Source organism: Oscillatoria nigro-viridis PCC 7112, from assembly GCF_000317475.1.
GTDB lineage: Bacteria > Cyanobacteriota > Cyanobacteriia > Cyanobacteriales > Microcoleaceae > Microcoleus > Microcoleus nigroviridis.
Window position 1 is genome coordinate 4,477,288 of record NC_019729.1, and the last position, 12,414, is coordinate 4,489,701.

A 12,414-nucleotide genomic window follows, 5' to 3' on the forward strand; every position below is an offset into this window, starting at 1 on the left:
ACACTTAAAAGAAAGTTGGTTGAACTAAGCATCATCTAGTTGGGATTCCAGAAAATTCACCTAACATCATGAGTGAAATCTTCTTAATCCATAAAACATCAAAAATTAGAGCACACTCAACTATTAATTATGGTGTCTTCGCCCTGTTGCAAAGCTGTTGTGAACGCTAAGCTCATCTTTCATTGATGCCGTTTCCCGCACTATGCTAACGCCTTTGGGTTATTTCGCGGAGTTAGGGCGGATGTTCGAGTTCCGAACCATCGTTTTTGCTTTAGCTGTGCTATTTTTGCATCGGGCGATCGTTTTATTGGAATATTCCACCAATTCTATCTCTACCAGGTGTATTAAAACTTAATACAATATTTTGCCAATAAAAATCCCGCTCTTGTGGAACGGGAAAGCCATCAGGGTGCATCTATATACCCACATTCCGCACCCTCAACTGGCACACACGCAGTTGGGGTGCTCCGTCCGAGTCTCTCGTCCGAGATAATAATCAAAAATACCCGCGACCTGTTGGGTCACAATCGCATCGACCTGTTGGGGCAAGTTGAAAATTAACTGCTTTCGGGCAAATCCTAGATTCTCGATATCTAACAACACCTTCATCCGTCATAATTAACTATTAATCGACAGCAGATATTTCCAGCAGCCTGATAATTACACATCACTACTGAATCAAATATTTATGAAATTTCTGTCAGTTTTGCTCATCAAACAAACTGCTCGATCTCAGATTAATAAATAATAAGACTTACAGGAGAGCGGCAGCAAGTTCAATATAGCCATTCGCTCGGCTGTTAAATTAGAAATTTGTTGAATCCCTTGTAGGCTCACCAGATGAATTGATTGAAATATCTGGCAAATCCAACGGAGCGTCGGTCGATTAGTTTGTTTGCCCAACTGATTTTTCAATTGGGAATTAGTGCGTTGCAAACTGTGACGCAGTAACCTTTGACCTAAAGTATAGACTAACAAACACAAACCCATTACCAATGCCAAAGCTTCGATTCTTTCCGGCGACTTGAGAAATACACTGTCCGTAAAAAACAGCGGATCTTTCAAGAACCCAAACCCTCTTTCTGCTGACTGCTGTTCTTTGTATTTCACAATCATATCGTCAGGCTCTAATTGCTGAGTTTCCAGCACATTAGTGGCGAGAATAAACCTGCCACAGGCTTTGGTTTCTTTGGCGATCGCACCTGTATCTGGTTCCAGTTTTGCTTGAACTTTAAATCTCTGTTTCGAGCTGGATTTCTCGCGAGCATTTGGATCGTTAGTATTAGTCTTTACTGTAATTTCTTTGCTACTAACTTGGGTGATATTGTAAAATTTTAGTTGTTTGGATAAGCGATGAGCTGCGGCGGCAGCGTCGGCGGCACAAGCAAATTCAATTTTTGAGAGTTCTTGCAGTTTATTCTCAGCTTCAGCCTGGGCTTTTTTGAGTTTTTTTCGAGTTTTTGTCGGTCTGAATCGCGTCGCAAACTGCTCTCTACTACTAGCCATCTTTGTTCAATTCCACCATAATTACTTTTGTGTTCTGACCAGCTATATCCACTCACAGAACTGGGGGTAAATTCTGCTTCATTTAACTGAGATACCAGTTGCTGCGCTTGCTTGATACTCAACGGTACGCGGGTTAACCATCTTAAATTGGTTAACATTTCTAAGTTAGGAGCTGAATATAATGCACTATCTGCAACCATTAAACTGTCAAGGTTTAACTGTTGTTTAAACTCCTGACAAATTGATGCGAATATGGCTCGATCTGATTCATTTCCCGAACCCACCCGTAAAAATAGCGGTACATCTCCATCGCTACTACAAATTAAATCTAAAATGAATTGTTTTAAGTCGGGTCTGCGATCGCGGGAGTAGCCGTAGGTAATCTTAATTGGCACGGCAGATGACACGGGTTTAGTTGACTCGCTATCTTCGCTATCTTCGCTATCTAGCGCCGTTTCTGGCTCGATAACAGATACAGATGGTAGCTCGGATTCGTATTTGCCATGCAGGTGAAAGGAAGTTGAATCTAAATGGGATGTCTCTGTATCGAGCTCAAATTTTTGAGCTGCTGAAGCGGCAATAGTTGTAAATATTTGGCTGCTGCCTGCTAAATATAGCTTGTCTAATACTCTACCTAAACGGTATTCATTCAGGTGTGATGCTTGAATACCTTCACCCATTAAATGTTCGAGCGCTTTGCCTTCAAAAAATTTAGGAAATAAGTATAATGGAGCGGAAACAAGCCCTAACCCATTGATAATCATTGCTTTGACTGCTAGACCTGGACTGACAATCTCACCCGGTTGTTCCCCTACTAACTCATTGATTTTTTGGACAATTTCTATTTCATCAACTAGACCTGCTATTAAACCAAGATGGTCGAGGTTAGAGACGGCGAGTTCAGTTGCTTGATGCACGGGTTTCATTCGATCGAGCGAATTGTTTGCTACTTGAGTTTAGACTATTTTTATCCTCCGCGTCGCACGGGGGATAATTGGTTTTTGTTGTTAATTTACACGCTCGTACATTTTCCAACTGAATCGATCGCTTGCTCGATCACCTGACACGGCAGGCGAGAGTATTTCTACTCATCTAGAGCCGACTGATCGACTCGGACGGGGCACCCCAACTGCGTGTGTGCCAGTTGAGGGTGCGGAATGTGGGTATATATATGTCACTATAACTCATAGGGGGTATAACCCCTCGTAGCTTTATCGAATCTTTACAATCACAAAATTTTTGTAAAGATGGATGTTTTTATTTGACCGATCGGTCGTTTTATGAAATTAAAATGCTGATATTTATTAAGTTAAATGAGTGTCCTCTGAATTACCAAAATTCTAAGCTCCTTTACCGTGCTTCGGCAAATGGTGCAGCAAATACCATAAGACGGCTAAATTTGCGATAAATACCGCTAACTTAAGTACCGTGACCCCGTGAACTAATTCATATATTTCAGGGGGTATACTGATGCTTACCAGCACTACAACTAAGATGGTTGCCCAGTCTTTTTCGTACCACAAACCAACGGCTTCAACAGCAGTTAATACTGCATAAAGTGCTGCGGCAAGTCCGCTAAGCAGTAAGCTTTTAGGCTTGAGAATGAGAATTTTGTCTAAGATGAATTCAATAAGTTTTAGTTTGCTTTCTAACAAATAAGATTGCGAAACTTCTTCTAAGACGTGATGATTTTTTAAGGCAAAAAGCAACGCAATCGAAGTTACTGTCAAGAGCGAAGCCACAAATGTTTTGTAAAGGACAATTGCTATTAAAGCAGGAGCGTGATGTTTTTTCACCTTAATTCTAGAAATATCAATAATGTGCGATCGCCTGGTTAGCCTGTTTGGGATTGACAACTAAAAATTCAGTAGAGTGCGTCAGCAATTAGCTAATCTATTATATCAAAAATAACGCGCTGCTGACGCACCTTACTAAGCTTGAGGATAACGTTGTGCTAAGAAAGAGATAGCCGCAGCCCGATCGCCCAAATCGCCATCCAACTTCGCCGCCAACAAATCATCCAACATTCGTTTAAACCCAGGCCCGGGCTTATAACCCAAAGCCTTCAAATCGTTGCCATTTAAAGGCGGATCGACATTCGCCCATCTGGTGAGATATTCCCAAATTTGGCGGCGTGTACTTCGCGGACTTTGCAGGGCGATCGCAATTAACACCGGAAATTCATAATTCTTCAACAGCAGCACCAATTGACTCGGCAACTCGCACTTAGGCAAATTTTCTACTAACTGGTTCTTTCCGGCTTCCAAAGCTTCCAGCCGCTTAATGCTGTCAGCAGGTAACTGAAGATTTGCAGCCACCTTGCCGCGATATTCCGGCGCTAAATAAGCGATCAAAACTTCCAGCCGCATCTGCCAATCGGGAATATTGATAATGGGGAATGGGGCATTGGGAATTGGGCATTGGGCATTGGAAATAGTTGCTTTTTCTTTTTCTTCCTTCTTCCCTATTCCCTCTTCCTTCTTCCCTCTGACTCGTGACTCACCCTCAATCATTAATCCGTGTATCCGTGTCAAAATCCGTGTCGTGCCTTCCTTCCTTCTTCCTTGCAAACACCGATCGAGCAAACGCAGTTGCCGCCACAACTCCCGATCCAACTCCAAACTAGGATGAATGCAGCGCAAAGCCTGCAAATCTCCCAGCATTTGCAAAGCAACTTTCCAGTAAGGAGCTTGCAAAATGTATTTTAATTCGCTTTTGAGCCGAGTTTCCAAAGCCGGAGCTCGGCCGTTTTCCCCCTGAATTCGGTAATAAATCCCGCTGGCCAAAGCGTGGCGGATGTATCCTTCCGTCTGCGGCTCAATTTCAAACCCCAACCGCACCGCAAACCGCACAGCGCGATAAATTCGCGTCGGATCTTCGATAAAACTATTGGCGTGCAAAACTCGAATTTGCTTCGATTCCAAGTCCAGCAAACCGCAAAAAAAATCTAACAATTCGCCGCTGCGAGGAACACCCAACCGCACAGCCAGCGCATTAATTGTAAAATCCCTGCGGTACAAATCTTGGCGAATCGAACTCGCTTCAACTTCAGGATTTGCAGCCGGATAAGGATAAAATTCAGTACGAGCCGTAGCGATATCCACCCACAGCGAGCCGAAAGCAGAGTCTTTGTGCCACAAAAGCGCGGCGGTTTGAAATTGACCGTGAACGTCCAAACGCGATTCTGGGTAAAGTTTTTGCAGCGAGGAAGCTAACTCGACACCTGCACCGGAATCGTCGGAACCGGACTTTCCATCCACAACCAAATCGATATCTGTTAGCCCCACTGTATCATCCGCAGCCAACAGTAAATCCCGGACTGCTCCACCCACAAGATAAAGTTGCCAGCCGCGGTTTTGGGCAATATTGGCCGCGATCGACAATAATTGCCATAATTCGGGACTGATGCGCGATCGCAACAATTGCTCAACCGATTCGGGCATGACACAATAAGACAATTCTGCATTGCTTCCCCTGTCTCGCGCTTTTTGCTGGTGCAATTCCCGCAACACGTCAGTGCGGGTAACAATTCCCACCAGTTGACCGTTTTCCAATACTGGCAAGCGCCCGATATCGTATGTCACCATTAAAGATTCAATTTCCGGCAGCAAGGTATCTGGGGCGATCGTTTTTAGCTGCCAAGTCATGTAACCCTTCACCGGGGCGTGACTGAAACCGTGGTGCAGGGCAATGTCAATGTCGCGGCGCGAGATAATGCCGGCGAGCCGATCGCCCGCATCGACCACACAAAGCCCCGAATGTCCGTAACGTAGGAGGATACGGTGAGCTTCCCCCACCGATGTTTCCGGGCGAATACTCCGCACTGGAGACGACATTAATTCGCGCGCTGTCGGAGGGTGGGGAATTTGAGCTTTGAGTTCGTCAGCTAACTGATTTAAAGTCAGCAGGGGGTCAACATCGCGGGTGGCGAGGGAAGCAGCGCGGGCGTGGCCTCCGCCGCCGAAGGGTTTGAACAATTCGCTGAGGTTTGTGCCTTCGATGCGCGATCGGCCGATAATACTTAATCGATTGGAAACTGGCGATTCGGGAGCGATGTTGCGGTTGTTTTCGTTTTCGCCAAATTTATAAACATTACCTAACAGCAGAGCATCGGTTTCAGTTAAATCCAGCAAGCGAGAAGCCAGCGAAGAAAGTCCCGGAACGTAGGATTCAGTAGACAGCAGCACCCAGGCTACGCTGTAACCGTGCAAAGTTTCCGATCGCAAATTATTCAGCGCTTCTGGGAGCAAATCTTGCAATTGAGGAGACAAACCTGGTTCTACATATTCAGCGATTACCCGCAAACTCGCTCCCTGTTCCATCAACCAGCCCAAAGCTATTGCATCTCGCGCCGTTGCGCCCTCAAAGGTGAGGGAACCTGTATCGACGTGGATGCCGAGGGCCATGACTGTTGCTTCCGAAGGCAGAAGGCGAGATGGTGTGTCGCTGTTTTCTGCTTGATTTTTGAGCTTTTCGACAATTAATGTAGTGGTGGCTCCGACTGCTTCGATTTGGGTAACAGTAGCGGGGATGTCTGAATGCGCCTCTAGGTGGTGGTCGAAAACGGCAATTTCGCTCAGGTGCCGCAAATCCAGCCACTCGGCGGCTTTTCCCAACCGATCGCGCGCGGAGGCATCAACTATAGTAATCGATCGAATTTGTTGCGGATTGACCGATCGGCGTTCAATCAGCGGGTACTCGTCGCGGTGTAGCGCCAAAAAATCCCGCACTGTCGGGTGACACCCGCCAGTAAGTACGATCCTGCTACCGGGGCGCAGCACGCAAAGTCCCACCGCCGCCCCCAAGGCGTCAAAATCTGCTGTTGTGTGGCACAAAACTAAGTCCATAGTCGAACATCCCGCATCTCTAACTCAAACAGTAGCAATTTCTCGCCCTCTGAAACCGGATGTGTCGATCGGGCTTTAACTTAACCTTTCCAATTTTCTGTCGTGTAGCGAACAATGATAAAATTGATCGAAATCTCAAGAGCCGCTGATGCCTGTTCGCGCAACGCCCGAATTTGCCTGGGTTCTTTCGTATCAATCAACCGACAATTTCTCGATCGACGATCGGGAAACTGTCAAAAACTAGAATTTGGAAGATTTTTTTCGGTTCTGGGAAACTATTTCCGCTCAACGCACGGTTATATCGAAAGGAGAAAAGATGTTATCAATTCTGTTTCAAGTGGTTTTACTGGGTCTGGTACTGCTGTCTTTTGTGATGGTCGTTGGCGTGCCAGTTGCTTATGCTTCTCCCCAAAACTGGAATCAGTCTAAATCCCTGATTTATGCTGGATCTGGTCTCTGGTTTTTGCTGGTTATTGCAGTGGGTGTATTGAACTTTTTAGTCGTTTAATTTCACCCAGCCTTATCGAAAAAAGAAGGTAAAAGATAGAAGGATGAAGGCATTCACCAGCGATTGAAAGGCATTCGGCAGAAGCTAGGAATTTTCCATACCGCGCGACCCTGTATGTTTTTGCACTTGAGATTCAGATGAGATGCTGCTACTTTCTGGCTTTTGCCTTCTCACAAACAAAAAACTAAAACCTAAAATCTAAACTAGAACACTATGACTGTTTACGAGGGAACTTTTACTCACACCGAATCTTTACGATTTGCTATAGTCATCGGTCGTTTTAACGATTTGATTGTAAACAAACTCTTGGAAGGATGTCAAGATTGTTTGAAACGCCACGGCGTTGATATCAATCCTCACGGTAATCAAGTTGATTTTTATTGGGTTCCGGGAAGTTTTGAGATTCCTTTGGTGGCGCGCCAAGCTGCTCTTTCTCACCGCTACGATGCGGTAATTTGTCTGGGTGCGGTAATTCGGGGCCAAACTCCTCATTTCGATTTTGTGGCTGGTGAGGTTGCTAAGGGAATTGCTGCTGCTGCTTTTCAGACAGGGGTGCCGGTGATTTTTGGGGTGGTGACGACTGACACGATGCAGCAAGCTTTGGAAAGGGCTGGAATTAAAAGCAATTTGGGCTGGAATTATGCGATGAGTGCTTTGGAAATGGGCACTTTGATGCGCCAGGTTAAGGGTTTGGGCGCACACTCTTACGGTCAATTAGCTAGTGGATCTGCAGCTCAAGTGCTTTCGGGCGAAGCAAATCTGGCGATCGCCCCAGATGTATCGTCGGATCAAATCCCCTCGTAAGTTCGGCTAGCAGTATTTTTCAGCTCAAAAAACATCAAGATTTGCATCGGGAAAAATCTTAAGACTCTTGTGGGGTGATGATGATGCCCGCCCCCAATGTAAAAATTCTACTCTCGGCCATTGGTAACAACTTAAGCTGAGAAAGCATTTGTCAATCAGCAATTATGCTCGAGATTTACTCGGATTTTGGCCATAAAACTGAGATTTGGGCGATCGAGGAATCCTGCCGGGGGTGATATTTATACTTACTCCCTCTCTAATCGTGAATTTTCTACTCCTAAAAAAGCAGTTTTTTGAGTAATATTACGGATTGACAAATGCAATTAAGTTTTAACTTGTCACCAATGAACCGGAAATGATATTAGACCCATATCTTGCCAATGGGAAATAGCCACTTTGATGCGTCAAGTTCATGCTTGAGACGGAAATTCTGATGCTTCATTACCTGCGCCTGCTGCTGTTCAAGTGCTGTCGGGCGAAGTAAATCTGGCTATAGCCCCCGATGTATCCTCAGATCGAATACTGTAATTTCTACAAGGCATATTTTGCCAAAAATAGCCACAGTTCCAAATTCAGATTTTGAATTGTGGCAGCATTTGATTCACTTCCTGTTCTGGAACACATATACCTTATAAACAGCCGATCTCCTCCTAAACTGTTGAATAATGTGGCATATCTAGACGAGCGTCTATGCCCAAAGAGGTATTATGGAATTTTGGTGTTGAATAAGGTTGAATAAATATCAAAAATTCGTTATGTTAACTTAGGTGTAAGTATTGAGCTTCTCTAAACTCGCTCCTGGCAGGGGTTTCAGTATAAATGCTGTAGTAGGATAAGTATTTAACCTCTTCTTAAGAAACAGCCCTGAAAACAGCTTTCTAGATTAATTGTTCAGATAATATCGAATTACAATATTGTCAAGCGAATGCCTAGAAAGCTTTTCTGCTAAAGGGTTCAGCGTTTTTGCCGTGACCTGAATACTTACAGTTACTTATCAACGAAAGTGCAAAAATCTTATGGGTGACATTCAAGCTACCTTTACATCTACCGATCGAGCTTTTCAGATTGAGGGGTACGAAAAAATAGATTTCAGCTTGCTCTACGTAGATGGTGCTTTTAAGCTGGAGAATCCTGAGATTGCAGATAGTTACCGCCAATTCGGTCGCTGTTTAATGGTTGTAGATGAAACAGTCTACGGTCTGTACGGCGCACAGATGCAGAATTATTTCAAGCATCACGAGATAGATTTAACAGTCTTTCCAGTTAATATCAAGGAACCTGATAAGACGTTAAAAACGTTTGAAAGCATCATAGATGCCTTCGTTGATTTCGGACTCGTGCGGAAGGAACCTGTTTTGGTAGTCGGTGGTGGATTGACGACAGACGTAGCTGGTTTTGCCTGCTCGTCTTATCGCCGACGGACTAACTACATTCGCGTACCGACAACCTTAATTGGGCTGATTGATGCCAGTGTGGCGATCAAAGTAGCTGTGAACCACGGTAAGCTGAAAAACCGCCTCGGCGCCTACCACGCTTCGCAGAAAGTAATTTTAGATTTCTCCTTTCTGAAAACTCTGCCGATCGACCAAATACGAAACGGCATGGCAGAGTTAATTAAGATCGCCGTAGTAGGCAACAAAGAAATCTTCGAGTTGTTAGAAAACTACGGCGAAGCATTGCTGCACAGCCATTTTGGTTATTTAGACGGCACATCAGAACTGCGCGAAGTAGCCCATCGCTTAACCTACAACGCGATTCAGTCCATGCTGGCCTTAGAAGTACCAAACCTCCACGAGCTAGATTTGGATCGGGTAATCGCCTACGGTCACACCTGGAGTCCGACGCTGGAACTAACGCCCGAAATTCCCATGTTCCACGGCCACAGTGTCGCCATCGATATGGCTTTTTCGGCGACCATTGCCCAACTGCGGGGCTACATTTCGATCGCCGACCGCGATCGCATCTTAAGATTAATGAGCCGCCTCGGACTAGCAATTGATAGCCCTTATCTGACATCAGAACTGCTCTGGAAAGCCACAACATCGATCAGTCGTACCCGCGACGGGCTTCAGCGCGCTGCGGCTCCCTGCCCCATCGGCGAATGCTTTTTCATGAACGATTTGACTCGAACTGAGTTGGATGAAGCCCTAGCGGTGCATCGAGAAATCTGTCAGGGCTATCCGCGTCACGGTGATGGCGAGGATATGTATGTGGTATTGCAGAAAGTTGGAACTCTTTCCAAATCGGGGGTATGACCGTGAGACCCGTTACCCCAGTCGGGATTTTAGCGGCTAAACTCGAAAGTCTCGTCTCGCAAGTAGAAAAAATCGACAATCTCGATCGAGCTTTCAAGGCCCAATTACAACAAGCCTACGAACTCGCCAACGGTCTCGACCCGTACCTGAATCTTTGTACCACGCCGGAATCTCCCGCCTTAGCCGCGTTAGTAAAGCGCACTCAATCAGAAGATTGGAGTAAGCGATTCTCTGACGGCGAGACAGTGCGCCACTTGGAACAGGAAATGCTATCGGGTCATGTGGAAGGCCAAATGCTGAAATTTCTCGTCCATCTCACCAAAGCACAGCGCGTACTGGAAATAGGGATGTTTACCGGGTACTCAGCACTAGCGATGGCCGAAGCACTGCCGGTGGATGGAGTAGTAGTAGCCTGCGAAGTAGATGCTTACGTCGCTGAATTTGCCCAGAAGTGTTTTGACGAATCTACTGCCGGTCACAAAATCTCAGTGAAGGTGGCACCGGCTCTAGAAACCATGAAACAATTGGCCCAAGACGGGGAAGTCTTCGATCTGGTTTTTATCGATGCTGATAAAGCTGGATACACAGATTATCTCAATTTACTCCTCACCACTGGGCTGTTGGCTCCCAATGGCTTGATCTGCGCCGACAATACTCTGATGCAGGGACAGCCATATTTGTCGGGTACTGCCACTGAGAACGGAGTTGCGATCGCCAAATTCAACCAGGCTCTAGCTGACGATCCGCGCGTAGAGCAAGTGTTAGTGCCGCTCAGAGATGGATTGACCTTAATTCGGCGCGTTTAGAGCGTGTTCTCTTGCCCCGGAGATTCCCTTAATCAGGCTGGCTAGGAGCGCTCAAAGTCCTAATGCGGATTTAGCCGGATCGGAATCTGTGCAACCGGAATCTATCTAATTCATCTGCGTTAATCTGTGTTTATCTGCCCTCATCTGCGGTTTAAAAAAGACAATTTCAGCAAGCGCAGATGACAGTGGATAGACGCGGATTTACGCAGATGAATATCGGATAGACGTGAATATTTCTGATGCTCACAGATTTGATATTACTTTTAATTAGAGTGTCTACTTACTAGAAAATTATGCTCGAAACAGTTTCTGTGGCAGCGATGCCATCTGAACGGGAAACAAACACTGGGAATAGGCGCTTTCCGACTGCATTCAAAACCATAGCAACCTTAATTTTACTGCTATTAGTAATGCCCCTGAATCTCGCTTTAACTGCGATCGCCCTACTGAGATCCATCATCATCAAACCGTTTCAGTCTCGATCGACTACAGCGACTCCCCAAACGATTTTGATTAGCGGCGGCAAGATGACCAAAGCATTGCAGCTAGCGCGATCGTTCCATCAGGCCGGTCATCGGGTAATTTTGGTTGAAACCGAGAAATACTGGCTGACAGGTCATCGTTACTCTCGGGCAGTCGATCGCTTTTACACAGTACCAAACCCGCAGACAGAGGAATACCCCCAAGCACTCTTAAAAATTGTCCGACAAGAGGGAGTTAATGTTTACGTTCCCGTCTGCAGTCCAGTCGCGAGTTACTACGATGCCGAAGTCAAAAGGGTACTTTCCGGGCACTGTACGGTAATGCACGTAGATGTCGAAACTCTGCAGCGTTTGGATGATAAATATGAGTTTGCAACAGCCGCCCAAGCATTGGGGCTGCCAGTTCCGAAGTCTTACCGCATTACTAATCCCCAGCAAGTAATCGATTTTGATTTTAGTGATGCACAGCGCAAATACATTATCAAAAGTATTCCCTACGATTCTGTCCGCAGGTTAGATCTCACTAAGTTACCCTGCGAAACCCCAGCCGAAACAGCCGCTTTTGTCAACTCATTACCAATTTCTGAGAGTAAACCTTGGATTATGCAAGAGTATATTCCGGGGCAAGAATTCTGCACTCACAGTACCGTCCGTAACGGTCATCTTCAGTTGCACTGTTGCTGCAAATCGTCGGCGTTTCAGGTTAATTACGAGAATGTCGATCGCCCGGATATCGAAAATTGGATTCGTCAGTTTGCCAAGAGTCTCAATCTGACTGGGCAAGTTTCCTTTGATTTCATTCAGGCGGCGGATGATGGAGAGATTTACGCGATCGAATGCAACCCCCGCACCCATTCAGCCATCACGATGTTTTACAACCATCCCGATGTGGCAAAAGCTTATTTGGAACCCGACCCTTTACCGCAGACTGTGCAGCCTTTGGCATCCAGTCGCCCGACTTACTGGATTTACCATGAAATTTGGCGGTTGGTGACTCATTTATCGTCGCCAAAGCTCGTTTCTGAGCGGTTAAAAATTATCGCCCAAGGCAAAGATGCTATCTTCGATTGGGACGATCCGCTGCCGTTTTTGATGGTGCATCATTGGCAAATTCCATTATTGTTATGGGGAAATTTGCAGAATCCTAAAGAGTGGATTCGGATTGATTTTAATATTGGCAAGCTTGTGGAAATAGGGGGAGATTGA

At 45.7% G+C, this 12,414-nt stretch carries 7 protein-coding genes and 1 pseudogene; 5 read left to right on the top strand and 3 right to left on the bottom strand.

The features are described from left to right. Nucleotides 1-732: 732 nt before the first annotated feature. The 3 genes and pseudogenes from OSC7112_RS18750 to OSC7112_RS18760 form a co-directional block, all read right to left on the bottom strand. Nucleotides 733-2,423 (bottom strand): annotated as a pseudogene (locus OSC7112_RS18750) (IS1634 family transposase). A 423-nt stretch (nucleotides 2,424-2,846) separates the two neighbouring features. Then, nucleotides 2,847-3,362 carry a DUF2127 domain-containing protein gene (locus OSC7112_RS18755; RefSeq protein WP_223300644.1) on the bottom strand — a complete coding sequence of 172 codons (516 nt, stop codon included), beginning with the start codon at nucleotides 3,360-3,362 and terminating at the stop codon, nucleotides 2,847-2,849. A 75-nt stretch (nucleotides 3,363-3,437) separates the two neighbouring features. Further along, nucleotides 3,438-6,353 (bottom strand): CBS domain-containing protein, encoded by a 2,916-nt coding sequence (locus OSC7112_RS18760; protein ID WP_015177376.1) that lies wholly within the window; start codon nucleotides 6,351-6,353, stop codon nucleotides 3,438-3,440. 316 nt (nucleotides 6,354-6,669) lie between these two features. Between OSC7112_RS18760 and psbZ the strand changes: the two genes are divergently transcribed. The 5 genes from psbZ to OSC7112_RS18785 all read left to right on the top strand — a co-directional run bounded on the left by psbZ (nucleotide 6,670) and on the right by OSC7112_RS18785 (nucleotide 12,414). Beyond that, entirely contained in the window at nucleotides 6,670-6,861 is a 192-nt protein-coding gene (psbZ, locus tag OSC7112_RS18765; RefSeq protein ID WP_015177377.1) for a photosystem II reaction center protein PsbZ, read from the top strand. A 213-nt stretch (nucleotides 6,862-7,074) separates the two neighbouring features. Continuing rightward, complete coding sequence (gene ribH / locus OSC7112_RS18770) at nucleotides 7,075-7,665, top strand: 6,7-dimethyl-8-ribityllumazine synthase (protein WP_015177378.1); 591 nt, start codon at nucleotides 7,075-7,077, stop codon at nucleotides 7,663-7,665. 1,016 nt (nucleotides 7,666-8,681) lie between these two features. Further along, complete coding sequence (locus OSC7112_RS18775) at nucleotides 8,682-9,920, top strand: sedoheptulose 7-phosphate cyclase (protein ID WP_015177379.1); 1,239 nt, start codon at nucleotides 8,682-8,684, stop codon at nucleotides 9,918-9,920. Next, nucleotides 9,917-10,726, top strand: a complete 810-nt coding sequence (locus OSC7112_RS18780; RefSeq protein ID WP_015177380.1) for an O-methyltransferase — start codon at nucleotides 9,917-9,919, stop codon at nucleotides 10,724-10,726. The genes OSC7112_RS18775 and OSC7112_RS18780 overlap by 4 nt, the downstream gene beginning before the upstream one ends. Nucleotides 10,727-11,019: 293 nt before the next feature. After that, nucleotides 11,020-12,414, top strand: coding sequence for an ATP-grasp domain-containing protein (locus OSC7112_RS18785; RefSeq protein ID WP_015177381.1), 1,395 nt, complete (start codon nucleotides 11,020-11,022; stop codon nucleotides 12,412-12,414).